The organism is Enterobacter sp. V87_3 (assembly GCF_029967835.1).
Taxonomy (GTDB): domain Bacteria; phylum Pseudomonadota; class Gammaproteobacteria; order Enterobacterales; family Enterobacteriaceae; genus Enterobacter; species Enterobacter cancerogenus.
In genome coordinates, this window is sequence record NZ_JASCAM010000010.1 from 338631 (window position 1) to 362887 (window position 24257).

Here is a 24257-nt window from a genome sequence, read left to right on the forward strand (position 1 = left end):
ATTGTTCCGCTAACAACAGGAGCAAATGATGAAGGCAACTAAACTGGCCGTAATAACCCTTTTTGTGCTGATGGCCCTCAGCGGTATCGGCGGCGTGATGCTGGCGGGTTACTCATTTATTGTACGCGGCGGTGTCGGCTGAGATAAACGGCCAGGCGCTCAAACAGGCGATCGACCACGATAGCCGCCAGCGCGACGAGCAGTGCACCCTGAATGATATAGGCCGTGTTAAACCCGCTTAAGCCGATAATAATCGGCGTTCCGAGCGTATTAGCTCCCACCGTTGAGGCGATGGTCGCGGTGCCAATGTTGATAATCACCGACGTGCGGATCCCCGCCACGATCACCGGTGCCGCAAGCGGCAACTCCACCTTGCCAAGCCGCTGCCAGGCGCTCATCCCCATCCCTTCCGCCACGCTCAGCACCGACCCCGGAACCGAGGCAATCCCCGCCAGCGTGCCCTGAAGAATGGGCAAGACGCCGTACAGGATCAGCGCGACAATCGCTGGCACCTGACCAAAGCCCATCACCGGCACCGCAATGGCCAGCACCGCGACCGGCGGAAAAGTTTGTCCAATAGCGGCTATCGTCTCCACCAGCGGGCGAAACTCCTTGCCGGATGGACTCGTTACCGCAATCCCGGCCCCCACGCCAATTACAATCGCCACGACGCTTGAGAGGATCACCAGCCAGGCATGCGCCAGCGCAAGATTGATAAAGCTCTCCTGCTGATAAACCGGACGCGGCAGGTCAGGAAACAGGGTACTAAACAGCCCGGCGCTGTAAGGCATGGCCCAAAGCAAGACCAGAAAAAGCCCCACCAGCCAGGGCAGCGGATCACGCATCCACTTCACGCGCCACCTCCCCCACCAGCAGATCGCGGAAATGCAGCGCGCCGCAGAGTGTCCCCTGCGCATCACAGACCGGCAGCGCCTCGCACTGGCGCGCCACGAAGGCCGAAAGCGCATCGCGCAGGCTCATCTGTTCCTGAAGCGGTTCGCCGCCAGGCGACGCATCGCCCCGCCGCATGTACTCGCCCACCGTGCGCAGGGAGAGCAGCCTGACGCCCAGCTCGCTGCGGCCAAAAAACTCGCGGACAAAATCATTGGTCGGATGGCTCAACAGCGCCAGCGGCGTCCCCTGCTGGATCACTTCGCCGTTGTCCATCAACACCAGGTGGTCGGCCAGCCGCAGCGCTTCATCGATATCGTGGGTCACGAGAACGATGGTGCGCCCAAGAATGCGGTGGATGCGCGTCATCTCTGCCTGCAGGGCCGCGCGCGTAACCGGATCGAGCGCGCCGAAAGGTTCATCCATCAGCAGCACCTGCGGGTTGGCGGCCAGCGCGCGCGCTACCCCGACCCGCTGCTGCTGCCCGCCGGAAAGCTGGTGCGGATAACGGTCGCGCAGCGCAGGCTCCAGCCCTAACAGGGCCATCAGCTCATCCACGCGCTCGTCGATGCTGCGTCGACTCCATTTTTCCAGCTGTAGCACCGTGGCGATATTTTGCGCCACCGTCCAGTGCGGGAACAGGCCGATGGACTGAATGGCGTACCCCATGCGACGGCGCAGTTCCAGCACTGGCAGGCTGCGAATCTCTTCTCCGGCAAAGCGGATCTGCCCGCTGTCGTGCTCGACCAGGCGGTTGATCATCTTCAGGGTGGTGGATTTACCTGACCCTGAGGTGCCGATCAGCACGGAAAATGCGCCCTCGGCAAAATTCAGGTTCAGATGGCTTGCCGCCGGACGGCCCGCAAAGGTTTTACTGACATCGTTAAATTCAATCATTGGCTCTTCTCCTGAGCAACGCGAGCCACAAGGCAAACAGCGCATCAAGCACGACCGCCAGCGCGATGGTGGGGATCACCCCGAGCAGCACTAAGTCCAGCGCGCTGCTGAGCAGCCCCTGGAATACCAGCGCACCGAAGCCGCCCGCACCAATCAGCGCGGCAATCACCGCCATGCCCACGGTTTGCACCGTCACTACCCGCAGGCTGCGCACCAGCAAAGGAAGCGCAAGCGGCAGCTGGATTTTCCAGAAACACTGGCGGGCGCTCATGCCCATCGCCTGCGCGCTCTCCAGCACGTCAGACGAGACCTGCCCCAGCCCGGCCACGACGCCACGGACCAGCGGCATCAGCGCATACAGCACCAGGGCAATCAGCGCCGGCGTAAGCCCGGTTCCCGCGATGCCCAACGAGCCAAGCGCCGGAAAGGATTGCACCAGCCCCGCCAGCGGTGCGATCAGCAGGCCGAACAGCGCAACGGACGGGATGGTCTGGATAACGTTAAGTACAGTGAACACCCCACCCTGGCGCGAGGGATGGCGATAGCACCACATGCCCAGCGGTACGCCCACCAGCAGGGCCGGTACCAGCGTACCGAACAGGATGGTCAGGTGCTGCGCGAGCGCATCGTCAAACACCTCCTGACGATTGGCATACTCTTTTAATAACGACAGGTCGTTCAGCTCGCCGCTGAACAGCAGCACCAGTGGAATACACCAGAGCTGGGCGTTAAGCAGCCAGCGCCAGGCGGACATCGGCATCAGGCGGCGGATCGCATCGCTGCAGGCCAGCAGGCACAGCGCCAGCCACAGCCACAGACCGCTGCCTATCGACGTTCGCGCAAGGGGGCTTTCAAGCGAGGTCATCTGCGTCGCCGCCAGCCCCGCGCTCCAGAACAGCGCAATAAACAGCGCTTCACAAAGCACGAGTGACAGCCAGAGGGATAAACGCGATGACCACAGGGATAAGGCGATCAGCACAGCCAGCGCGGCGGCAAGCAGCGCTGGCGTAAATGACCAGATAGTCCAGATCGCGCGCCCTTCGCCCGAGACCAGGCGATTGGGCGCAACGTTCACAAAGGGTAACGCGACGGCGGCGAGGGCGACAATTACCAACAGCAGCAGTACGCGGTTATGACATTTTATTGGCACAGCCTTTCCCTGTTACTTCACAAGCCCTTGTTGTTTCAGGAAGTCGGCAGCCACTTTTTTGGCATCCAGTCCTTCAACGGCAATGTTGGCATTGAGCTGCTGCAGCGTTTTTTCATCCAGCTTTTCAAAGACCGGCTTAAGCCAGTCGCCAATCTGCGGATAGGCTTTGAGGACCGCCTCACGCACTACCGGTGCCGGGGCATAAATCGGCTGGACGCCTTTTGGATCGGTTAAGGTTTGCAGGCCCAGCGCGGCCACTGGGCCGTCGGTTCCGTAGGCCATCGCCGCATTCACGCCGGAGGTCTGCTGCGCGGCCGCCTTAATGGTCACCGCGGTATCGCCGCCCGCCAGGGAGAGGAGTTGCGACTGGTCGAGTTTAAAATCGTAGGCTTTTTCAAAGGCAGGAAGCGCGTCGGGGCGTTCGATGAACTCCGCAGAGGCGGCAAGCTTGATATCGCCCTTCTCTTTCAGATAGCGGCTCAGATCCTCAAGCGACGTCAGCTTGCCTTTCTCAGCAACATCTTTGCGCACCGCAATGGTCCAGGTGTTGTTGGCTGGTGCAGGCGTCAGCCAGACCAGTTTGTTCTGTTCCGCATCCAGCTTTTTGACCTTCTCATAACCGGCTTTGGCGTTTTTCCATGCCGCGTCGTTTTCATCTTTAAAGAAGAAAGCGCCGTTACCGGTGTATTCAGGATAGATATCCAGTTCGCCCGAAACGATCGCGCCGCGCACCACCGGCGTGGTACCAAGCTGCACTTTATTGACGGTTTTCACACCATGGCTCTCAAGCACCTGCAAAATGATATTGCCGAGCAACGCCCCTTCGGTATCGATCTTTGAGCCAACCTTCACCGGCTCGGCGGCCTGCAATGGCAGGCTCAGCGCCGCCAGTAATGCCGCCGCGCCTAGAATCCCCTTTGTCTTCGTCATTCCGCTGTCCTCATTTTTTTATCGCCTTTTTCAGAGGCTTGAGAGAAAAGCGTAGCTTAAAACGGCGGATTTAACCGTCAAAATGCCTTTTTAGCATAAGGTAAGATACATCCCCCGGCCTGCGGGGGATGTCAGAGAAAGGAAGGGTTACTGCAGCTCGAACTCGCCTTTATTCACGCGGGCGGAATCTACGCCGATAAAGACGTTAAACTTGCCCGGTTCAGCATCGTATTTCATCTGCTGGTTCCAGAACTTCAGCGCGTTGACGTCAATCGGGAAACTCACCGTTTTGGTCTCACCAGGCTTGAGATCCACCTTCTCAAAACCACGCAGCTGCTTCACCGGACGGCTCATGGACGCGGTAACGTCCTGAACGTACATCTGGATCACCGTTGCGCCGTCACGCTTGCCGCTGTTGGTCACGTCCACGCTGGCGGTGACGCTGCCGTCACGGGTCATGGTCGGAGCCGACATTTTCACGTCAGACACCGTGAAAGTGGTGTAGCTCAGGCCATAGCCAAACGGATACAGCGGGCCGTTGGCTTCGTCGAAGTAACGGGAGGTGTACTTATTCGGCTTATCGGCGTTATACGGACGGCCAGTATTAAGATGGCTGTAGTACACCGGGATCTGCCCGACGGAGCGCGGGAAGGACATCGGCAGCTTGCCGGACGGGTTGTAATCCCCAAACAGCACGTCGGCGATGGCGTTACCGCCTTCGGTCCCGGCGAACCAGGTTTCGAGAATCGCATCAGCCTGCTGATCTTCTTTCACCAGCGCCAGCGGGCGACCGTTCATCAGCACCAGTACCAGCGGCTTACCGGTCGCTTTCAGGGCGGCGATCAGATCGCGCTGGCTCTGCGGAATCGTAATGTCGGTACGGCTGGAGGCTTCGTGCGCCATCCCCTGCGCTTCACCCACCACGGCCACCACCACGTCGGACTGCTTCGCGGCGTTAACCGCTTCGTCGATCATCTCCTTCGGCGTACGCGGATCGACCTTCACGGCTTCTTCATACTGATTGAGGAAGGTGACGATATCTTTATCGTTGGTGACGTTCGCCCCTTTGGCGTACACCACTTTCGCATTATCCCCGACGGCGCTCTTAATGCCGGTCAGCACGGTTACGGACTGAGCGGCAACGCCCGCGGCGGACCAACTGCCCATCACGTCGCGCTTGCTGTCGGCCAGCGGGCCGACCACGGCAATGGTGCCGGATTTCTTCAGCGGCAGCGTGTCGAGGCGGTTTTTCAGCAGCACCAGGCTTTCACGCGCCACTTCGCGCGCTTCTTTGCGGTGCAGACGGCTTTCGGCGTTGGTGTCCGCCGGGTCAGAGTCTTTCGGCCCGAGGTGGCTGTACGGATCGTTAAACAGCCCCATGTCATATTTAACGTTCAGCACGTGGCGGGTGGCGTCGTCCAGCTCGGCCATCGTCACTTTGCCGCTTTTCACCAGCCCCGGCAGGTATTTGCTGTAATACTCGTCGCTCATGCTCATGTTGATGCCGGACTTAAGCGCCACGCGTACCGCATTTTCCGGATCGGCGGCCGTGCCGTGTTTAATCAGCTCTTTAATCGCGCCGTGATCCGAGACGGTGATGCCCTTAAAGCCCCACTGGTCACGTAACACGTCTTTCAGCAGCCAGGCGTCGGAGGTTGCAGGCGTGCCGTTCAGGGAGTTCAGCGCCACCATCACCGCGCCGCTGCCCGCATCCAGCCCCGCTTTATACGGCGGCATGTAGTCGTTGAACAGGCGCTGCGGGCTCATGTCCACGGTGTTGTACTCTTTTCCGCCTTCCACCGAGCCGTAGGCCGCGAAGTGTTTGACGCTGGTCATTACCGAGTAGCGGTCCGCCGGGCTTTTGCCCTGCATCGCTTCCACCATGGTTTTCCCCATCGTGGCGGTTAAGTAGGTGTCTTCACCGAAGCCTTCCGACGCGCGGCCCCAGCGCGGATCGCGGGAGACGTCGACCATCGGTGCCCAGGTCATGTTCAGGCCGTCGTCCGCCGCTTCATAGGCGGAAATACGCCCGACGGTTTTTACCGCGTCAAGGTTAAAGGAGGAGGCTAAGCCGAGGCTGATTGGGAAGACGGTGCGCTGGCCGTGCAGCACGTCATAGGCGAAAAAGAGAGGGATTTTCAGGCGGCTGAGTTCCATCACCTGATCCTGCATTTTGCGGATATCCTGGCGGGTAACGGTGTTAAAAATGGCCCCGACCTGGCTCTCCTTGATCATGTCGCGGATAGCCTCTTTCGGGTTATCCGGGCCGACGCTGATCAGACGCAGCTGGCCAATTTTCTCATCGACCGTCATCTTCTTGAGCAGCTCGGTGACAAATGCATCACGGGCTTCAGGCGTGAGCGGATGATTACCAAACAAATCGTCTGCCAGCGCAGGTTGCAGCGCCAGGCTAACGGCGACACCTACCGAACATAGCCATTTCATGTCGTTTTACTCTCTCATCAATAACCGCCGGCAGCCCTCGGCCAGCCCGTGCGAAAAGCGCAGTGTGCCATAAACCCTTTGATCCGTGCAGGGTTATTCTCTGATTTTTCTCATGAATAGTAGACCGCTTGACGATTAATCGCGCTATGCTTTACAGCGAGAAATTTGCCCCACCACAAGGAGTGGAAGATGTCTTCTGTTCGATCTCACGATAACACCGCATTTATTAACGAACTGTCGCGCCTGGTTGGCTCCTCTCACCTGCTTACCGACCCGGCCAAAACCGCGCGCTACCGCAAGGGCTTTCGTTCCGGACAGGGCGACGCCCTGGCGGTGGTCTTCCCCGGCACGCTGCTGGAACTGTGGCGTGTACTGAGCGCCTGCGTCACCGCCGACAAAATTATTCTGATGCAGGCCGCCAATACCGGTCTGACGGAAGGCTCAACGCCGAACGGCAATGATTACGATCGCGACATCGTGATTATCAGCACGCTGCGTCTCGACAAACTGCACCTGCTGGATAAAGGCGAACAGGTGCTTGCCTTCCCCGGCACCACCCTGTATTCCCTGGAAAAAGCGCTCAAGCCGTTGGGACGCGAACCGCATTCGGTGATCGGCTCCTCCTGCATCGGCGCCTCCGTGGTGGGCGGGATCTGCAACAACTCCGGCGGCTCGCTGGTGCAGCGCGGCCCGGCTTACACCGAAATGTCCCTTTTCGCCCGTATCGACGAGAACGGCAAACTGACGCTGGTGAACCATCTGGGGATCGATCTGGGCGTGACGCCGGAGCAAATTCTCAGCAAGCTCGACGACGATCGCGTGCGGGATGAAGACGTTCAGCACGACGGACGTCATGCTCACGACCATGACTACGTAACCCGCGTGCGCGACATAGAAGCCCAGACCCCGGCGCGCTATAACGCTGACCCGGACCGTCTGTTTGAATCCTCCGGCTGCGCGGGCAAGCTTGCCGTCTTCGCCGTGCGCCTGGACACTTTCCCGGCTGAAAAAAACCAGCAGGTGTTCTACATCGGCACCAATGAGCCAGGCGTACTGACCGAGATCCGCCGCCACATTCTTGGCAACTTTACCCATCTGCCGGTGGCAGGCGAGTATATGCATCGCGATATCTACGACATCGCCGAGCGTTACGGTAAAGACACCTTCCTGATGATCGACAAGCTCGGTACCGACAAAATGCCGTTCTTCTTTACGATGAAGGGCCGCACCGACGCAATGCTGGAAAAAGTGCCGCTGTTTAAGCCGCACTTTACCGACCGCTTCATGCAGAAACTCGGCAACGTCTTCCCGGCGCATTTACCTGAAAGAATGAAAACCTGGCGCGACAGGTACGAACATCATCTGCTGCTGAAGATGGCCGGCGATGGCATTGCCGAAGCGCAGACCTGGCTGACCGAGTTCTTCAAAACCGCCGACGGGGATTTCTTTGCCTGTACGCCGGAAGAAGGCAGCAAAGCCTTCCTGCACCGCTTCGCGGCGGCGGGCGCGGCCATTCGCTATCAGGCGGTTCATTCCGACGAGGTGGAAGATATTCTGGCGCTGGACATTGCCCTGCGGCGTAACGATACCGAATGGTTTGAACACCTGCCGCCGGAGTTCGACAGCAAGCTGGTGCACAAGCTCTACTACGGTCACTTTATGTGCTACGTCTTCCATCAGGATTACATCGTCAAGAAAGGGGTCGATGCACACGCCCTGAAAGAGCAGATGCTGACGCTGCTGCGCGCTCGCGGGGCACAATATCCGGCGGAACATAACGTTGGGCATTTATACGAAGCGCCCGAGACGCTTAAACGGTTTTATCGCGAAAATGACCCTACAAACAGTATGAATCCCGGCATTGGTAAGACTACGCGGAATAAATACTGGAAAGAGTCGGCTGACGCGGAGCCGCACAATACGCAAGCCTCTGATTAGTTCCTACAGCCAAATTTAAGAGATTGTTAAGCAGTCCTCAAACATACTAGAGTAGGTGCCTGACGCCAGAGAAACGTTTCTCTGGCTTTCCATGTTGAGGAGCAGGCACATCATGTCGGCTGTTGATATTTTGTCTGAAACTGAAGTCGACGTGCGCGACGCCCTTCCTGACGATGCGCATGCCATTTCGGCCATCTATGCATGGCATGTCCTTCACGGCCGTGCGTCGTTTGAAGAGGTTCCCCCCACCGTCGATGAAATGCGTCAGCGCATGCAAAACGTTGCCGACAAAGGTCTGCCATGGCTGGTTGTGCTCTATCGTGGGATTGTGGTGGGCTATTGCTATGCGACCTACTACCGCCCCCGCCCCGCCTACCGTTTCACGCTTGAAGAATCGATTTACGTCGACGCCAGCACCACCGGACGCGGTTTTGGATCGGCGCTGATGGATGCGCTGATTGCGCGCTGTGAAAAGGGTCCGTGGCGACAGATGATTGCGGTTGTCGGTGACGGGAATAACAATGCCGGGTCGCTGCGTTTACATAAAAAGCACGGCTTTGAAGTCGTCGGCCAACTGCGAAGCGTGGGCTACAAGAAAGGGGACTGGCGGGATACGTTGATTATGCAGCGCCCGCTTAACGACGGGGACTGGACGCTGCCGGAGTAAGTCGCTGTTGCCCTGGGCGGCGTCGCTTACCGGGCCTGCATGCGACGCCCTTGTAGGCCGGGTAAGGCGAAGCCGCCACCCGGCGCTCACAAACGGCTCAATCGTTCTGTGCGGTCGCCATCTGTTCTGCTTTCTGCTTCTTATACGCCAGCGCTGAAGCCGGCACCGGCTGCACTTTCCCGGTCTCAATCCAGGTACGCAGGCGGCTGGCATCCGCGAAGTGGGTATATTTCCCGAACGCATCCATCACCACCAGCGCCACCGGTTTGCCGTTGAACACGGTGCGCATCACCAGGCAGTGCCCCGCCGCGTTGGTAAAGCCCGTTTTGGTTAACTGAATATTCCAGTTATCGCGATACACCAGATGGTTGGTGTTGCGGAACGGCAGCGTGTACGGAGGGTTCGAGAACGTCGCCATATCTTCACGCGTGGTGCTGAGCTGGCCGAGCAGCGGATAGCGTTTGCTGGCGACCAGCAGCTTCGTCAAATCCCGCGCCGTCGAGACGTTATGAATCGACAGGCCCGTAGGCTCCACAAAGCGGGTGTTGGTCATCCCCAGCGATTTGGCTTTGGCATTCATGGCACGAATAAACGCGTCATAGCCGCCCGGATAATGATGCGCCAGGCTCGCCGCCGCACGGTTCTCAGAGGACATCAGCGCCAGCAGCATCATATTTTTACGGCTGATCTCACTGTTCAGACGCACGCGAGAGTAGATCCCTTTCATCTCCGGCGTGTGGCTGATATCCACCTTCAGCTTTTCATCCAGCGGCAGTCGTGCATCAAGCACCACCATCGCGGTCATTAATTTGGTTATCGAGGCGATCGGGCGCACCAGGTCCGGATGGCTGGCGTAAATCACCTTGTTGGTGTTCAGATCCACGATCATCGCGCTGCCGGACGCAATTTGCGGTTGCGCAGCGGTGGTTACCGCGGGTGTTTTGGCCATCACCGGTGCGGCAACAGACGCTCCCAGCAACAGCGCCAGGCTAAGTAAAGAGACTCGGAATTTTAACATGGTGAGACTTCTGGTAATTATTCACGCACGTAATGACGTACACCGCCTGCATGGATGGGTAAATGCAGGCTGGCTTCGGCATCATAGCGGGCACTGTGCGTTGTCGCCAGCAGTTAATCGTGAACAGATGCTGCATTGCTGGCATTTACGCCAGCAATGCAATACGCCTAGAAGAGACGGTAACCATAGCCCCAAAGAATCACCGTCAGCGCCAGTAACGCCTCCAGTACCAGTACGCCAATGGCAAGCGTTGAGCTGGAGAAGCTCAGGCCCTCTTCTTTATTGATATTCAGGAAGGTGGGAATACCCAGGTACAGCAAATAGCCGGTATAAAAGAGTGCGACCGTACCGACCAGCGCGCACAGCCAGACCAGCGGATAGAGCGCAACAATGCCGCTTAAGAACAGCGGCGTCGCGACGTATCCGGCGAAGATCATGCAGTTCGCCAGCGATGGACGCTTCGGGTAGTTGCGTGCCATCCAGTAGATGACGCGTCCCATGATGGCAACACCGGCCAGCATCAGGCCATAGAACAGCACCGCAAGCCCCAGCCCGGTGAACCAGGAGAGCTGGACCACGGTGCCATCACCAAAGTTCCAGCCGATTTGAGTCGTACCAATAAACGCGCAGATCACCGGCACCGCTGCCATCAGCAGTACATGGTGCGTGTAATGATGCGCAACCGTTTCGTTCTCGCTTCTGATTACGTGCATTTCACGATCGGGATGGGAGAAGAGTCCCCAGACATGGTTCATAGCGCCCCCTTGTTGTCGGCCCGTCAGCGATAGCCTAAGTATAATGCAGGCTGTCGATTATTTTATGTACAGCAGGAAATTTGCCTTGATTGCCGCGTTATTTATTCATGGGGTATATGATTAATGCAGGCACGCTGAGGGAGACTACGCTTACTTAATGGATATTAATGGTCTGATTGAACACTATGGATACGCTGCGCTGGTTGTCGGAAGCGTGGCGGAAGGCGAAACCATCACCCTGTTAGGAGGGGTTGCGGCACATCAGGGATTGCTGAAATTTCCGCTGGTTGTCGCCGCCGTGGCGCTGGGCGGCATGATAGGCGACCAGCTTCTCTACTTCCTCGGGTTACGCTTTGGGCCAACGCTGCTCAGGCGGTTTTCGAAGCACCGCAAGAAAATCAACCGGGCGCAGAGGCTTATCCAGCGCCATCCCTATCTTTTCGTCATTGGCACCCGCTTTATGTACGGATTCCGCATCATCGGGCCGATACTGATCGGGGCCAGCCGGTTACCCCCTAAAATTTTCCTGCCGCTGAATATCCTTGGCGCGATCGCCTGGGCGCTGATCTTTACCACTCTCGGCTACGCGGGTGGCGAAGTGATTGGCCCGTGGCTGCATAACCTCGATCAGCATCTCAAACACTGGGCGTGGCTGATTCTGGTGGTCGTGGCAGTGATTGCGGTGAGGCTGTGGCTGAAGCACCGTGAGAAAAAGCGGGAGGAGTAGTGCGGCCTGATGCCCTTACCCCCGCCCCCTCGGGTATCACGTTCCCTCTCCATTTGGGAGAGGGTCAGGGTGAGGGAAACCTACTCCGCAGGTTTAAACTGCGGATTCGCCAGCATAAATCCGCCGTCGACAATAAACGATTGCCCCGTGGTATAGCTGGCATCATTGTCGCAAAGCCACGCCACCAGGCTGGCAATCTCTTTGGTGTGCCCCGGTCTCGCCAGCGGGATAGCCGGCATCGAACCCGCCTTCACCTCGCTGTCGTCCATGTCGTTCATCGGGGTGGCGATAGCGCCGGGGGCCACGGCATTCACCAGAATGTTGTGGCCCACCAGCTCCAGCGCCATCGACTTGGTTAGCCCACCCAGGGCGTGTTTTGCCGCCGTGTAGGCGCTGGCATCGGGTAAAGGCGTATGCTCATGCACCGAGGTGATGTTCACGATCCTTCCGCCCTCCCCCTGCTTCACCATCTGGCGGGCGGCGATCTGCGAACAGAGAAACGCCCCGTCAACGTCCACGGTGAAAATGCCCCGCCAGTCCTCATATTTCATCTCGAGAAACGGCGCCTTGGCCATCGCGCCAGCGTTGTTGACCAGCACGTCCAGCCGCCCTAAACGCGCAATAAGCGTTTCAATCGCCTTTGCCCCTTCCGGGAGCGTACTCAAATCCAGATGGATGGCTTCCGCCCGCTGTCCGAGCGCCTCCACCTCACGGCAGGTTTCGAGCGCGCCTTTCTCGTCGGAGTGCCAGGTTACGCCGATATCAAAGCCTCTTTCAGCCAGCATCAGCGCCGTGGTTTTACCTATCCCGGAATCTGAAGCGGTGACAATTGCAACTCGGGTCATACTCACCTCCTGAAAATGTGCAGAGAGGTAAGTATAGATAACGCCCGGATTTAGCCGTGGCGATATCCGCCGCCCAGGGCAGACGTCAGCTGCAGCGTGGCGTCGACGTACTCGCCCTGAAGCATCAACCCGGCGATACGCTCCTGCAGCGCCGGAATGCTGGCTTCGCTGACGCGCGAGCCTGCCACGATCCCCGCCCTGAAGCGCGCCTGCGCCAGTGACACCACGCGTGCCGCCTCTTTTTCAACCTTCTGCTGATGCTGGTTTTTCGCCGTCAGGGTTTCCACTTCGCTGGCCGTGCGCGCCACCTGATTGACGGCCTCCACCACGGCTTTGTTGTAGTTCGCCACCGAAAGATTATTTTGGGCCTGAGCGATATCCAGGCTGGCGTTCAGCCTGCCGCTGTCAAAAATCGGTAACGTCAGCCCGGCCGTCACGCCCATCTGCTGCGCCGAGGAGCGGAACAGATCGCTCAGGTGCAGGGCATCCTGTTGCAGAAACGCCATGACGTTCACATCCGGATAAAAAGCGGCTTTGGCGGCGTCGACCTCGCTCATGGAGGCTTCGATATACCAGCGGGCCTCTTGCAGATCGGGCCGGCGGGCCAGGAGTTCGTAGCCCAGCGTGGTCGGCAATGACGCTTCAACAGCGGGCAGCGCATGAGGCGTGAGTTTCAGCGACGTAGTATGGGTCAAGGCTTCCAGTCGGGCCTCAATCGTTCTCATTTTGCCGTTCACATCGGCTATGTGTTCATCGGTTTTGCTGGCGTTGATATCGGTTTCTATCCCCTCCACAGAGGAAGTGATCCCGTGCTGATATAACTCCACGTCGGCCCCAATGATATTCTCCTGCTCATGTTTGATCCGGGTAAGCACCCCGGCGACCGCAGACTGGGTTTGCCACGCCCAGTAGAGCCGCGCCACGCTGCTGGCAAGAAGCTGGCGGGTCTGTTCCAGTTCGGCTTTTTGGGCATTGACCCTGCCGATACGGGACTCGACCTGCGCGCGGTTTTTCCCCCACAAATCCAGATCCCAGCCCGCCGTCAGGCCAAAGGTGCCGTTGGTATACCATGGCCCGGTAGTACCCGCTGCCGGGTCAGTTAGGGCAAACGGCCCCATCAGCCCTTCTGCCGACATTTTTTGCCGCTCGGCATCGGCTGAAAAATCGATTTGCGGGCCGTCGGCGGCCATCGTGGCTTTGGCCTGCGCCTCGGCCAGGGTGATTCGCTGCCGGGCAATCTGCATATCCGGCGCGTCCTGCAAGGCTTTGGCAATCAGTTCGTTAAGCTGCGGATCGTTGAAGTCTTTCCACCATTCGCTTTTTGGCCAGTCAATACGGGACAGGTGGGCGTTAACGGCAGAGGCGACCGGTTGCGCAGTTATCCCCGTCACTGTGGGAAGCTGCGGGGCGCACGCGGTCAGGAATAAAATCAGAGAGGTATTAAGAGAAAGAATAAGAGAACGCTTCATGACGTTATGCACTCAAAAAATAAAGGCGCAAATTACGCTTGAAACCGTCCCTTTTTTTAGTAACGCGTGGCAATCCGCACTTTGTCATACATTTTCATAATCAGAAAATTATTTTCCTTAGTAATTAATTATATGGATGCATTCATCACGCTTATAAATTGACTGCTACACTTACCGGGAACAAACAAGCGCAGGAGAAGCGAATGAAAATACTATTGTGGGTTATTTTAATTATATTTCTGATAGGGCTGCTGGTGGTCACCGGTGTATTCAAGATGATTTTCTGACGCGTCTGCCCGGCGAGTTGCCGGGCAAACACTTTTTCAATCAGCCCTTGAGGGAGCCGCCGTTGGTGGCAATCACCTCTTTATACCAGTAGAAACTTTTCTTGCGGCTTCGCGCCAGCGTACCTTCTCCGCTGTCATCGCGATCAACGTAAATAAAGCCGTAGCGTTTGGACAGTTCCGCTTTCGATGCGCTGACCAGATCGATGGGTCCCCAGCTGGTATACCCCATCACCTCCACGCCATCGTCAAGGGCTTCGCGCACCTGGACCAGATGATCGTTCAGGTAGCTGATGCGGTAATCATCCTGTACCACACCGCTGGCGTCCGGTTTATCCTTCGCGCCGAGACCATTCTCCACGATAAACAGCGGCTTTTGATAGCGATCCCACAGCACGTTCAGCAGCGTACGCAGGCCGACAGGGTCAATCTGCCAGCCCCACTCGGAGCTTGCCAGGTGCGGGTTAGGGACCATGCTCAGAATATTGCCGCGCGCCTGCTGGTTCAACGCCTCATCGGTGGTGACACAGCCCGTCATGTAGTAACTGAACGAGATAAAATCAACGGTCGATTTCAGCGCCTCGCGGTCAGCATCGGTTATCGCTATTTCAATACCGTTGTCACGGAAGAAACGCAGCATATACCCCGGATAGGCACCGCGGCACTGCACATCGCCGAAGAACTGCCAGGCACGGTTCTCCTGCAAGGCTTCAAGCACGTCTTCCGGTTTGCAGGTCAGCGGGTACATCAAACCGCCCAGCAGCATGTTGCCAATTCTGGCGTCCGGAATGATGTCGTGACAGGCTTTTACCGCCAGGGCACTCGCCACCAGCTGATGATGGATCGCCTGATACACTTCGCCTTTACTGCTGGACTCCGGCAGGCCGACGCCGGTCATCGGCGCATGCAGCGACATGTTGATTTCATTGAAGGTCAGCCACAGCTTGACCTTCCCCCCATAGCGCGCAAATACGGTGCGAGCGTAATGTTCAAAGAAGCCTATCGTCTTGCGATTGCCCCAGCCGCCGTACTGCTTAACCAGCCCCCACGGCATTTCGTAGTGCGACAGCGTTACCAGCGGGGTGATGTCATGCGCGGCCAGCTCGTCAAATAGCCTGTCATAGTACGCCAGCCCCGCCTCATTTGGTTGCTGCTCGTCACCGTTCGGGAAGATCCGCGTCCAGGCAATGGACACGCGCAGGCAGCTAAAGCCCATTTCGGCAAACAGTTTGATGTCTTCCGGGTAGCGATGGTAGAAATCGATGGCGACGTCCTTGATGCCGCTGTCACCCTCCACGCGCTCCACCACCGGGCCAAACACGCCCTGCGGCTGCACGTCAGAGGTAGACAGCCCTTTGCCATCTTCCTGATAAGCCCCCTCTACCTGATTCGCGGCCAGCGCGCCGCCCCATAAAAAATCATCCGGGAAAGTCTTCATCACGTTCTCCTGTTATTGATGGCTTACGCTGAGCAATGGCGCACCGGCGGTTACGGACGTTGCCGCCACGGTCACCACGTCGCGATACTCATCGCTGTTACTGATAATAATCGGGGTCGTCAGGTCATATCCGGCGTCAATAATCGCCTGACGGTCAAATTCCAGCAGCAGGTCGCCCGGCTGCACGCTGTCGCCCACCTTCACATGGGCGGTGAACGGTCTGCCGTCGAGCTTCACGGTGTCGATCCCGACGTGGATCAACACCTCAATACCGCTTTTGCTGAGCAGGCCGATAGCATGTTTAGTCTGAAAGAGAGAGGCCACCTCGCCGGCAAACGGCGCAACGACCTGATTAGTGGCGGGAATAATTGCCACACCGCTGCCCAGCAGGCCGCTGGCAAAGGTCGTATCCGGCACCTGATCAAGCGCCAGCACGGTGCCGGTCATCGGAGAGAGCACCTCGTTTTCACCCGCTGACGCCGCGACCTCTGAGGTAGTGTGCCCCGGCATGCCCGCCACCAGCGTCAGGCCACAGCTCAGCACCAGGGCGACCACCGTGCCGATAATGCCGCCCCACAGCGTGGCGTTTACGCCGCCCGGAGGGATCATTTGTGCGATGGTAAAGATATTGGCAAAGCCAAAGGAGTAGACGTGCGTATCGCTAAAGCCGACAATCGCCCCGCCGATCGCACCCGCCACGCAGCCAAAGATAAACGGGCGGCGCAGCGGCAGGTTAAGGCCATACACAGCCGGTTCGGTGATCCCAAAAATCCCTGCCGTGACGGAGGAGCCGGCCAGCATTTTCTGGCGCGCATCGCGGGTACGCAGGAAGATCCCCAGCGCCGCGCCCACCTGACCAAAGACGGCGGGAAGCAGCATTGGTAGCATCGAGTCATGGCCCAGCACCGCCAGGTTATTGATCATCAGCGGCACCAGCCCCCAGTGCAGGCCGAAAATCACGCAAACCTGCCACAACGCGCCCATTGCCGCGCCCGCCAGCCACGGAGCCAGCACATAGATCCACTGATAAGCGTTCGCCAGCAGCTGGCTCAGCCAGGTGGCGAGAGGGCCGATCACCAGAAACGTCAGCGGTACGGTGACGGCTAAACAGATCAGCGGCGCAAAAAAGTTTTTCATCGACGGAGGCAGAAGCGCGGTGCTCCGCTTTTCCAGCCAGCAGCTTACCCACGCCGCGAGAATAATGGGGATCACCGACGAACTGTAGTTAAACCAGGTGACCGGAAGGCCGAGAAACGTCTGGGCAACCGCGCCCGGCTGCTGGCTGGCGTCAAATGCGGCAATCATCATCGGATGGGTCAGCGCCCCGCCGATCACCATGGTGATAAACGGGTTGCCGCCAAACTTTTTCCCGGCGGTGTAGCCCAGCACCAGCGGGAAGAAGAAGAACAGCGCGTCGCTCGCGGCGAACCAGATTTTATAGGTCCCGCTTTCCACACTGAGCCAGCCACACACCAGCGCCAGCGCCAGCAGTCCTTTCAGGATACCGGAGGCCGCCAGAATGCCGATAAAAGGGGTGAAAATGCCAGAGACGATATCTATCAGGCGCCCCAGTAAATGACCTTTATCACCCTTGTCGTCCACCACGGGGGCAACATCCGTTAGCCCTGCGGCATCGCGCACCGCCTGCCAGACGGCGTGAACGTGATTGCCAATCACCACCTGAAACTGTCCGCCGCTTTCAACCACCATAATGACGCCCGGATTTTTCTTCAGCCCGTCGGCATCCGCTTTTTGATTATCTTTCAGTTTGAAGCGAAGCCGGGTAGCGCAGTGAACAAGACTGACGATGTTCTCTTTTCCGCCAACGTGGCTGAGAATATCCTTTGCTAATGCCTGGTATTCCATCGCAATTTCCTTACATCCGATGCCCGCAGGCACCTGTTGACTGAGTATAAAAATAAAAAAACCCGAGGCGTCCTCCTGTCGAAGGCCGCACTCAGGTTTTGCCTGCATGATGCAGTAACAATCCAGCGTTGAGGCTTAACGCCCCTCTTTTCTCACCCGCTCAATGTGAATAGCGAGGAACATAATTTCTTCGGTTGTCAGCGCTCGCTGATAGCTTTTGTTCAGATGCTGGGCGATTTTCTCGGCGCATTTCCACGCTTTCGCGTAGTTGTCCTTCACCGCCGTATGCAGCGTAACGTCATCATCTTGCACCACGGTGCGGGTCAGCATCCGCTGGGCAAAAAATTTCAGATGGGTGACAAAGCGCTGATAGCTCAACGACTCCTCGTCATACTCCAGTTGCAGCTGGTATTTAACCAGTTGCAGGATCTCCTGCATGACCCGGGTGACGTGCATCACTTCCGGCATTTCACTGTTCAGCTGCGCGGTGACCAGGTGCAGGGCGATAAACCCGGCCTCATCCTCCACCAGCTCAACGTTAAGGCGTTTGGCAATAATGGCCCTTGCCTCCTGCCCCAGTTCGAACTCCTTTGGATACAGCCGCCTGATGTCCCACAGCAGCACGTTTTTGATTGCCAGCCCTTTTTTCTGACGCTCAATTGCAAAGAAGCAGTGGTCCGTCAGGGTGATATACAAACTGTCCTGCAATTTGCCCAGCCGCTGCGCCGCCAGCCCAATGATGCGATCGCAGGTGGTCATAACTTCCAGCGGGATCTGGTTCAGCAACTCACCCAAACGCCGTACCAGCTCGTCGCTTTGCAGAGCAAAGACTTTTTCAATCAGCGCGGTATCCAGCGCGTCACCCATGCGCTTCTGAAAGGCCAGCCCGCGCCCCATCACCACCTGTTCGCGCCCGCGCTCATCCAGAACAACCACCACATTATTATTCAGAATCTTGGCGATTTTCATCGGAACCCCAGAAACAAAAAAACCTGACCTCCGGCAGAAGCCAGAAAATCAGGTTTTGCCTGCCTAAGCAGTAACAATCCAGTTCTGGCACTCTATCAGTTTCATTCGTAGCCTCAATCTGTCACGCGTAAAAACGTGATGCAGATCGTGCTTGTCAGGGCGATATCAGAAGGTCACCACGGTTTTGAGCTCGGTGACCCATGCATCCTGAGTACGTGAAACGCCGCCCGGATGGTGCCAGTACTGAATACCCGGCTGAAGCTCAAGCCAGGCAACGGGACGGAAACGATAGTAAAACTCACCGTTGAGGGAATGGCCGGGGACCGGATGATACGCCGGGTCGTTATAGTCTGCGACGCCGTTCAGGGCATTCATCTCACGCTGGTTACGCGCGTACTGATTGCTCATGTCTATCCAGGTCAAACCAAAGCCTATCCAGTCTTCCGGACGGGCATCAAACAGCCCACGATAGCGCAGCGAGGCGGCATAGACCTGATGCATATAGTTGCTGCGTTGATCGGCCAGGCTCATGCTGACAGAGGTACTTAACCCGCGGTTTGGATCGTCGTGATGCTGCGTGAGCTGCTGGTTCAGACCGGCGTACATAAACCACGTCCGGTTGTGATGATCATATCCGTCCGGGTCGGTCGCACCCGCCCCGCCGGATTTCCCGCGATAAAGATCGGTTTGCGATGCATTGGTAAACACCACGCCCAAATTGTACGCGCCCGGCAGACCGTTAATCAGCGGACGGGCGTCGATCTCGACCGGCAGTAATACTCCTTTACTGCCCTTCGTTGACCAACTCCAGGCGTGACTGCGGCTTGCGGCATTGGGATTTTGCTCCATCACGCCGCCTTTCAACGTGACGGTAGGCGTCACTTTATACTCCAGCGTGGTGCCCCATGTATGCACGTTCCAGTTGTTCCAGGTGAGCGAGTTGGCCGATTTTCCGCCGCACTGGGAAAGCATCTGGAAGTCACACGGGATAATCTGATCGAAGGTCTGTACCTTGTTCATCATCCCCACCCGCCAGGTAAGACGCCGATCGTCAAAGCTTCTGGCGAAGGTCAGCCAGCCCAGGCGCGTAATCGACTGTCCACCCCAGCTTTCCTGGGTCAGATCGTTAAAGTTTACCCGCGGGTCCTGCAGGCGTTTAGTGGTGAGATCGTCATTGTGGTTGCGGTTAACGATATTGCCTTCGATCCGCGCGTCCGGTATGCCGGTCCATCGCGCCAGGTCCTGGTTGAAGGTCAGCGCAAACTGATCGATATAGGCCACATGGGTATCATGGTTGTAGCCACCCCCGCCGTTCGAGGCAATTTCATTCAGATAACCGAGATTATAGGTAAACCCGTTATCGTTAAGGATCGTTCGTATTCCGAGCATGTCACCGAGAATCGGATCCGGTGGGGCCTCGAAGCCTAATACGGTTCCGTTCCATTCCTGCGCCATCGACAACGAGGAAAACGTCAATATGGCGAGCGCGCACAGCTTACAGGGAATAATTTTATATTCCATCATAACCACCTGTGAAAGAGTATTAGTGCGTAACCGGTCGCAGGAAATTTTTTAATTTCCTGTCGCGATCTGTTTATTAATTTCTTTGAATAGCGTTAAGCCAGGTTTTTCTCCTGCGTAAATGACAGGCAAAAAAAAACCTAAGCGTTCCACAGCGGCGTATGCTGCGGAACGCTTAGGTTTTGCCTGTTAACCAGTAACAATCCTGCGTTGAAAACAGTGGCACCTTAACACCGTCGCGCCACGTTGCAAACCTTCGATGTTTTCTTATTTAAAAAATTGTGAGCAAATTAACGCTTATTATTTTGACTGAATTATCCGCGCGATATCCGCCGACGTTTGCAGCGTACGGATCTCCTGAAATAATCCCAGTGCCTCGTCGTATTCTTTACGCAAATAGCTAAGCCACTGTTTGATGCGTGCGACGTGATATAAACCGGTGTCACCCTGCTTTTCCAGGCGGCTGTATTTTTGCAGCAGCGCCACGACGTCGGCCCAGGGCATCCGTGGCGCGTTATATTTCACCACCCGGCTAAGGTTGGGCACGTTCAGCGCTCCACGGCCAATCATCACCGCGTCACAGCCCGTCTCTTTCAGGCAGGCCTGGGCGCTCTCGTAATCCCAGATTTCACCGTTAGCGATAACCGGTATGGTGAGCCGCTGGCGGATCTCACCGATGGCCTGCCAGTTGATGCGCTCCGCTTTGTAGCCATCCTCTTTGGTACGGCCATGCACCACCAGCTCGGTTGCCCCAGCCTGCTGTACCGCATCGGCGATTTCAAACTGGCGCGCGCCGCTGTCCCAGCCCAGGCGCACTTTAACCGTTACCGGCAGATGCGACGGCACGGCTTCACGCATGGCTTTTGCGCCGCGATAGATAAGCTCAGGATCTTTTAACAGCGTCGCCCCGCCGCCGCTGCCATTGACCATTTTCGACGGGCAGCCACAGTTGAGATCGACGCCGTAAGAGCCCAGCTCAACGGCGCGAGCGGCGTTTTCTGCCAGCCATTCGGGATACTGGCCCAACAGCTGGATGCGCACCAGCGTGCCGGAGGAGGTCCTGCTCTGGTTGTGCAGCTCAGGGCAGAGTCGGTGAAAAGATTTTACCGGCAACAGCATATCGACCACGCGTAAAAACTCCGTCACACAGAGATCGTAATCGTTCACCTCGGTCAGAAGTTCGCGCACGAGAGAATCGAGCACGCCTTCCATTGGGGCCAGTAAAACACGCATGCAGAGTACCTGTGAAAAAAGACGCGCTATGGTATCTGCTCGCAGGGTCAGTGGGAAGCCCGGAGGTTAATCCGGGATCGTTTCTTCAGGACGCAGGGTGAGCACCTCAAATCCGTCTGCGGTAACCGCAATGGTATGCTCCCACTGCGCCGACAATTTTTTATCGCGCGTCACCACCGTCCAGCCATCTTTTTTAGTCTTGATGCGGCTGTCACCCTGGTTGACCATCGGCTCGATAGTAAACACCATCCCCTCTTTCAGCACCGCACCTTCGCCCGGTTTGCCGTAATGCAGCACCTGCGGCTCCTCGTGCATCTCTTTGCCGATACCGTGGCCGCAGTACTCACGCACCACGCTGTAGCCGTTGCTTTCAACGTGCGACTGAATAGCGTGGCCGATATCCCCGAGCGTCGCGCCGGGCTTCACCGCCTTGATCCCTTTCCACATCGCTTCGTAGGTTTTTTTCACCAGCCGACGCGCCAGCGGTGAAACATCGCCAATCAGATACATTTTGCTGGAATCGGCAATCAGGCCCTCTTTTTCGAGGGTGATATCAACGTTCACAATTGAACCGGACTTCAGATGTTCAGATTCTTTAGGAATGCCGTGGCAGACCACCTCGTTGACGGAGGTGTTAAGCACATACGGGAAATCATACTGCCCTTTACTGGCCGGGCGGGCCTGAAGCGTATCGACGATAAACGCCTCAACACGGTTGTTTATCGCCATGGTGGTCACGCCGGGCGCGATAAATCCGTCTAACATGGTAAAGACGGAGGCTAACAGTTCCCCGGCGTGGCGCTGTCTGACGAGCTCATCGGCGGTTTTAATGATGATTGACGGCATAGATCGTCTCCTGCGCAGCCTGTTAATCGTTTGATTCATAAATGAAACTAATACTGGCATGCAAACGGGCTGCTGTCCATTTGGTGAAATGCCCAACGTTCCCTTTCGGAATGTCTGGTATTCTCAAATTTCATGATGTGATCCGTGGCACACTTCTGGGTTTAATTGTATGATGAATGCGTTTCTTCAAGGACTTTTACCATGAGCAAATCATTGAATACTGTCTGGCAATATCTGCGCGCATTCGTCCTGATTTACGCCTGTCTCTATGCCGGGATCTTTATCGCCTCGCTGCTGCCCATTACGATCCCCGGCAGCATTATCGGCATGCTGATCCTGTTTGTGCTGCTGGCGCTGCAGGTGCTGCCCGCGAAGTGGGTCAACCCCGGTTGCTTCGTCCTTATCCGCTATATGGCGCTGCTGTTCGTGCCTATCGGCGTGGGGGTGATGCAGTATTTCGATTTGCTCAAAGCGCAGTTCGGCCCGATTGTGGTCTCCTGCGCGGTCAGTACGCTGGTGGTATTACTGGTGGTGAGCTGGAGTTCGCATCTGGTACACGGCGAACGTAAAGTGGTCGGGCAAAAAGGAACCAAACAATGATAGCCAATATCTGGTGGTCGCTGCCGTTAACCCTAGTGGTCTTCTTCGCCGCCCGTAAACTGGCCGCACGTTTTAAGATGCCGCTGCTTAACCCGCTGCTGGTAGCGATGGTGGTGATTATTCCTTTCCTGATGCTCACCGGCATTCCTTACGAACGCTACTTTGCCGGGAGCAAAATATTAAACGATTTGCTGCAGCCTGCCGTCGTGGCGCTGGCGTTTCCTTTATATGAACAGCTGCACCAGATCCGCGCCCGCTGGAAATCCATCATTACCATCTGTTTTTTGGGCAGCCTGGTGGCGATGATCACCGGCACATCGGTGGCACTGCTGATGGGCGCATCGCCCGAGATTGCCGCCTCCATTATGCCTAAATCCGTCACCACGCCGATTGCCATGGCCGTGGGCGGCAGCATCGGTGGGATCCCGGCCATCAGTGCCATGTGCGTGATCTTCGTGGGTATCCTGGGGGCGGTGTTTGGCCACACCCTGCTTAATGTGATGAAAATTCATACTAAAGCCGCGCGGGGTCTGGCGATGGGTACCGCCTCACACGCGCTGGGTACCGCGCGCTGTGCCGAGATGGATTATCAGGAGGGCGCATTCAGCTCCCTGGCGCTGGTCATCTGCGGGATCATGACCTCGCTGATTGCCCCGTTCCTCTTCCCGGTGATCCTGGCCGTGGTGGGCTAAAATTTTGCGATGCGTCGCGCAAATTTCATTTTGATTTCATAAGTTGCATACATTATGAGAAGTGGATCACATATTAAGGCCCATCGGCTCCGTACACTACCGATCCATTAACCTTGATGAGGCAACGCCATGCACCCACGTTTTCAAACAGCTTTCGCCCAGCTTGCGGAGAATTTGCAATCAGCCCTGGCCCCGGTTCTGGCGGATACGCATTTCCCCGCCCTGCTGACCGCGGAGCAGGTCACGACGCTTAAACAAGCCACGGGACTGGACGAAGACGAACTGGCTTTTGCACTGCTGCCACTGGCTGCCGCCTGTGCCCGCGCCGATCTCTCCCACTTCAACGTTGGCGCCATCGCGCGCGGCGTCAGCGGCGTCTGGTACTTCGGCGGGAACATGGAGTTCCTCGGGGCCACCATGCAGCAAACCGTTCACGCTGAACAGAGCGCCATCAGCCACGCCTGGCTGCGCGGTGAAAAGGGGCTGCGCGCGATCACCGTTAACTACACCCCCTGCGGCCACTGCCGTCAGTTTATGAACGAGCTGAACAGCGGGCTTGAGCTGCGCATCAATCTGCCGGGCCGTGAGCCGCATACGCTGGGCGATTACCTGCCAGATGCGTTTGGCCCGAAAGATCTGGAGATCAAAACGCTGCTGATGGACGCGCAGAACCACGGTTTCGCCCTCTCCGGTGATGAGCTGAGCGAAGCGGCGATTGCCGCTGCTAACATGAGCCACACCCCTTACAGCACATCGCCAAGCGGCGTGGCGCTTCAGTGTCGTGACGGGCGCATCTTCACCGGCAGCTACGCAGAGAACGCCGCATTTAACCCGACGCTGCCGCCGTTACAGGGCGCGCTCAACCTTCTGAGCCTCAACGGCTACGACTACCCGGACATCCAGCGCGCGATCCTCGCAGAAAAAGCCGATGCACCGCTGGTCCAGTGGGACGCTACCGCCGCCACCCTGAAGGCGCTCGGCTGCTCGACAATCGACCGCGTACTGTTGGCGTAATGTTGACGGCGGGCAGAAATGCCCGCCCGTTTGCTGAAAAACCCCTCAGTTGATTCACCGTT

General features: G+C 57.3%; 22 protein-coding genes. 7 read left to right on the top strand and 15 right to left on the bottom strand.

Going from position 1 to position 24257, the window contains the following annotated elements; translation table 11 throughout:
• The first annotated feature begins 28 nt into the window (after positions 1-28).
• On the top strand, positions 29-142 hold the full coding sequence (locus QLG21_RS02290) for a protein YohO (RefSeq protein WP_071599713.1): 114 nt from the start codon (positions 29-31) through the stop codon (positions 140-142).
• On the opposite strand, the gene QLG21_RS02295 is transcribed toward QLG21_RS02290, so the two are convergent.
• From QLG21_RS02295 to bglX, 5 genes are all read right to left on the bottom strand, one after another.
• The gene (locus QLG21_RS02295) at positions 117-854 is read right to left on the bottom strand and encodes an ABC transporter permease (RefSeq protein WP_282483814.1); all 738 of its coding nucleotides are present in this window, start codon (positions 852-854) and stop codon (positions 117-119) included. The genes QLG21_RS02290 and QLG21_RS02295 overlap by 26 nt on opposite strands.
• A complete protein-coding gene (locus tag QLG21_RS02300; protein ID WP_006176393.1) occupies positions 838-1788 on the bottom strand; it encodes an ABC transporter ATP-binding protein in 951 nt (316 codons plus the stop codon). The genes QLG21_RS02295 and QLG21_RS02300 overlap by 17 nt, the downstream gene beginning before the upstream one ends.
• A complete protein-coding gene (locus QLG21_RS02305; RefSeq protein ID WP_282483815.1) occupies positions 1781-2938 on the bottom strand; it encodes an ABC transporter permease in 1158 nt (385 codons plus the stop codon). Before QLG21_RS02305 ends, QLG21_RS02300 begins: the two co-directional genes overlap by 8 nt.
• A 12-nt stretch (positions 2939-2950) precedes the next feature.
• A complete protein-coding gene (locus tag QLG21_RS02310) occupies positions 2951-3868 on the bottom strand; it encodes an ABC transporter substrate-binding protein (RefSeq protein WP_058609815.1) in 918 nt (305 codons plus the stop codon).
• 147 nt (positions 3869-4015) lie between these two features.
• Positions 4016-6313 carry a beta-glucosidase BglX gene (bglX, locus tag QLG21_RS02315; protein ID WP_282483817.1) on the bottom strand — a complete coding sequence of 766 codons (2298 nt, stop codon included), beginning with the start codon at positions 6311-6313 and terminating at the stop codon, positions 4016-4018.
• 189 nt (positions 6314-6502) lie between these two features.
• Here bglX and dld point away from each other — a divergent pair, with 189 nt between their 5' ends.
• The gene (gene dld, locus QLG21_RS02320; RefSeq protein ID WP_058609817.1) at positions 6503-8251 is read left to right on the top strand and encodes a D-lactate dehydrogenase; all 1749 of its coding nucleotides are present in this window, start codon (positions 6503-6505) and stop codon (positions 8249-8251) included.
• Between the two features lie 112 nt (positions 8252-8363).
• On the top strand, positions 8364-8918 hold the full coding sequence (locus tag QLG21_RS02325) for a GNAT family N-acetyltransferase (RefSeq protein WP_042320259.1): 555 nt from the start codon (positions 8364-8366) through the stop codon (positions 8916-8918).
• A 97-nt stretch (positions 8919-9015) separates the two neighbouring features.
• Here the strand turns inward: QLG21_RS02325 and pbpG are convergent, their stop codons facing one another.
• Entirely contained in the window at positions 9016-9936 is a 921-nt protein-coding gene (pbpG, locus tag QLG21_RS02330; RefSeq protein WP_153688103.1) for a D-alanyl-D-alanine endopeptidase, read from the bottom strand.
• A gap of 167 nt (positions 9937-10103) precedes the next feature.
• Positions 10104-10691, bottom strand: a complete 588-nt coding sequence (locus QLG21_RS02335) for a Yip1 family protein (protein ID WP_282483818.1) — start codon at positions 10689-10691, stop codon at positions 10104-10106.
• 157 nt (positions 10692-10848) lie between these two features.
• On the opposite strand from QLG21_RS02335, the gene QLG21_RS02340 reads away from it, so the two are divergent.
• The gene (locus QLG21_RS02340) at positions 10849-11418 is read left to right on the top strand and encodes a DedA family protein (protein WP_006176403.1); all 570 of its coding nucleotides are present in this window, start codon (positions 10849-10851) and stop codon (positions 11416-11418) included.
• An 80-nt stretch (positions 11419-11498) separates the two neighbouring features.
• On the opposite strand, the gene QLG21_RS02345 is transcribed toward QLG21_RS02340, so the two are convergent.
• From QLG21_RS02345 to map, 8 genes are all read right to left on the bottom strand, one after another.
• Positions 11499-12263, bottom strand: coding sequence for an SDR family oxidoreductase (locus tag QLG21_RS02345; protein ID WP_282483819.1), 765 nt, complete (start codon positions 12261-12263; stop codon positions 11499-11501).
• Positions 12264-12313: 50 nt separating this feature from the next.
• Positions 12314-13732, bottom strand: coding sequence for a multidrug resistance outer membrane protein MdtQ (mdtQ, locus tag QLG21_RS02350; RefSeq protein WP_282483820.1), 1419 nt, complete (start codon positions 13730-13732; stop codon positions 12314-12316).
• Between the two features lie 327 nt (positions 13733-14059).
• Positions 14060-15454, bottom strand: coding sequence for a 6-phospho-beta-glucosidase (gene ascB / locus QLG21_RS02355; protein ID WP_282483821.1), 1395 nt, complete (start codon positions 15452-15454; stop codon positions 14060-14062).
• Between the two features lie 12 nt (positions 15455-15466).
• Positions 15467-17320: a PTS beta-glucoside transporter subunit IIABC gene (gene bglF / locus QLG21_RS02360; RefSeq protein ID WP_282483822.1), complete on the bottom strand. Its 1854-nt coding sequence runs from the start codon at positions 17318-17320 to the stop codon at positions 15467-15469.
• A gap of 135 nt (positions 17321-17455) precedes the next feature.
• Complete coding sequence (gene bglG, locus QLG21_RS02365) at positions 17456-18289, bottom strand: transcriptional antiterminator BglG (RefSeq protein WP_282483823.1); 834 nt, start codon at positions 18287-18289, stop codon at positions 17456-17458.
• 165 nt (positions 18290-18454) lie between these two features.
• Positions 18455-19744, bottom strand: coding sequence for a carbohydrate porin (locus QLG21_RS02370; RefSeq protein WP_227658179.1), 1290 nt, complete (start codon positions 19742-19744; stop codon positions 18455-18457).
• Positions 19745-20110: 366 nt separating this feature from the next.
• Entirely contained in the window at positions 20111-21043 is a 933-nt protein-coding gene (gene dusC / locus QLG21_RS02375) for a tRNA dihydrouridine(16) synthase DusC (protein WP_282483824.1), read from the bottom strand.
• A gap of 66 nt (positions 21044-21109) precedes the next feature.
• The gene (gene map / locus QLG21_RS02380; RefSeq protein WP_006176412.1) at positions 21110-21889 is read right to left on the bottom strand and encodes a type I methionyl aminopeptidase; all 780 of its coding nucleotides are present in this window, start codon (positions 21887-21889) and stop codon (positions 21110-21112) included.
• Positions 21890-22090: 201 nt separating this feature from the next.
• Here map and QLG21_RS02385 point away from each other — a divergent pair, with 201 nt between their 5' ends.
• From QLG21_RS02385 to cdd, 3 genes are all read left to right on the top strand, one after another.
• A complete protein-coding gene (locus QLG21_RS02385) occupies positions 22091-22489 on the top strand; it encodes a CidA/LrgA family protein (protein WP_006176413.1) in 399 nt (132 codons plus the stop codon).
• Positions 22486-23181, top strand: coding sequence for a CidB/LrgB family autolysis modulator (locus QLG21_RS02390; protein WP_058609826.1), 696 nt, complete (start codon positions 22486-22488; stop codon positions 23179-23181). The genes QLG21_RS02385 and QLG21_RS02390 overlap by 4 nt, the downstream gene beginning before the upstream one ends.
• 129 nt (positions 23182-23310) lie before the next feature.
• The gene (gene cdd / locus QLG21_RS02395) at positions 23311-24195 is read left to right on the top strand and encodes a cytidine deaminase (RefSeq protein WP_058609827.1); all 885 of its coding nucleotides are present in this window, start codon (positions 23311-23313) and stop codon (positions 24193-24195) included.
• The last annotated feature ends 62 nt before the right edge of the window (positions 24196-24257 follow it).

Bases quoted from the DNA above. Each gene is read 5' to 3' on its own strand.
- bglG (WP_282483823.1), bottom strand. From the start codon at position 18,289: ATGAAAATCGCCAAGATTCTGAATAATAATGTGGTGGTTGTTCTGGAT.
- QLG21_RS02310 (WP_058609815.1), bottom strand. From the start codon at position 3,868: ATGACGAAGACAAAGGGGATTCTAGGCGCGGCGGCATTACTGGCGGCG.
- dusC (WP_282483824.1), bottom strand. From the start codon at position 21,043: ATGCGTGTTTTACTGGCCCCAATGGAAGGCGTGCTCGATTCTCTCGTG.
- QLG21_RS02290 (WP_071599713.1), top strand. From the start codon at position 29: ATGAAGGCAACTAAACTGGCCGTAATAACCCTTTTTGTGCTGATGGCC.
- QLG21_RS02300 (WP_006176393.1), bottom strand. From the start codon at position 1,788: ATGATTGAATTTAACGATGTCAGTAAAACCTTTGCGGGCCGTCCGGCG.
- bglX (WP_282483817.1), bottom strand. From the start codon at position 6,313: ATGAAATGGCTATGTTCGGTAGGTGTCGCCGTTAGCCTGGCGCTGCAA.
- QLG21_RS02340 (WP_006176403.1), top strand. From the start codon at position 10,849: ATGGATATTAATGGTCTGATTGAACACTATGGATACGCTGCGCTGGTT.
- map (WP_006176412.1), bottom strand. From the start codon at position 21,889: ATGCCGTCAATCATCATTAAAACCGCCGATGAGCTCGTCAGACAGCGC.
- bglF (WP_282483822.1), bottom strand. From the start codon at position 17,320: ATGGAATACCAGGCATTAGCAAAGGATATTCTCAGCCACGTTGGCGGA.
- dld (WP_058609817.1), top strand. From the start codon at position 6,503: ATGTCTTCTGTTCGATCTCACGATAACACCGCATTTATTAACGAACTG.
- ascB (WP_282483821.1), bottom strand. From the start codon at position 15,454: ATGAAGACTTTCCCGGATGATTTTTTATGGGGCGGCGCGCTGGCCGCG.
- cdd (WP_058609827.1), top strand. From the start codon at position 23,311: ATGCACCCACGTTTTCAAACAGCTTTCGCCCAGCTTGCGGAGAATTTG.
- QLG21_RS02385 (WP_006176413.1), top strand. From the start codon at position 22,091: ATGAGCAAATCATTGAATACTGTCTGGCAATATCTGCGCGCATTCGTC.
- QLG21_RS02345 (WP_282483819.1), bottom strand. From the start codon at position 12,263: ATGACCCGAGTTGCAATTGTCACCGCTTCAGATTCCGGGATAGGTAAA.
- pbpG (WP_153688103.1), bottom strand. From the start codon at position 9,936: ATGTTAAAATTCCGAGTCTCTTTACTTAGCCTGGCGCTGTTGCTGGGA.
- QLG21_RS02390 (WP_058609826.1), top strand. From the start codon at position 22,486: ATGATAGCCAATATCTGGTGGTCGCTGCCGTTAACCCTAGTGGTCTTC.
- QLG21_RS02325 (WP_042320259.1), top strand. From the start codon at position 8,364: ATGTCGGCTGTTGATATTTTGTCTGAAACTGAAGTCGACGTGCGCGAC.
- QLG21_RS02370 (WP_227658179.1), bottom strand. From the start codon at position 19,744: ATGGCGCAGGAATGGAACGGAACCGTATTAGGCTTCGAGGCCCCACCG.
- mdtQ (WP_282483820.1), bottom strand. From the start codon at position 13,732: ATGAAGCGTTCTCTTATTCTTTCTCTTAATACCTCTCTGATTTTATTC.
- QLG21_RS02335 (WP_282483818.1), bottom strand. From the start codon at position 10,691: ATGAACCATGTCTGGGGACTCTTCTCCCATCCCGATCGTGAAATGCAC.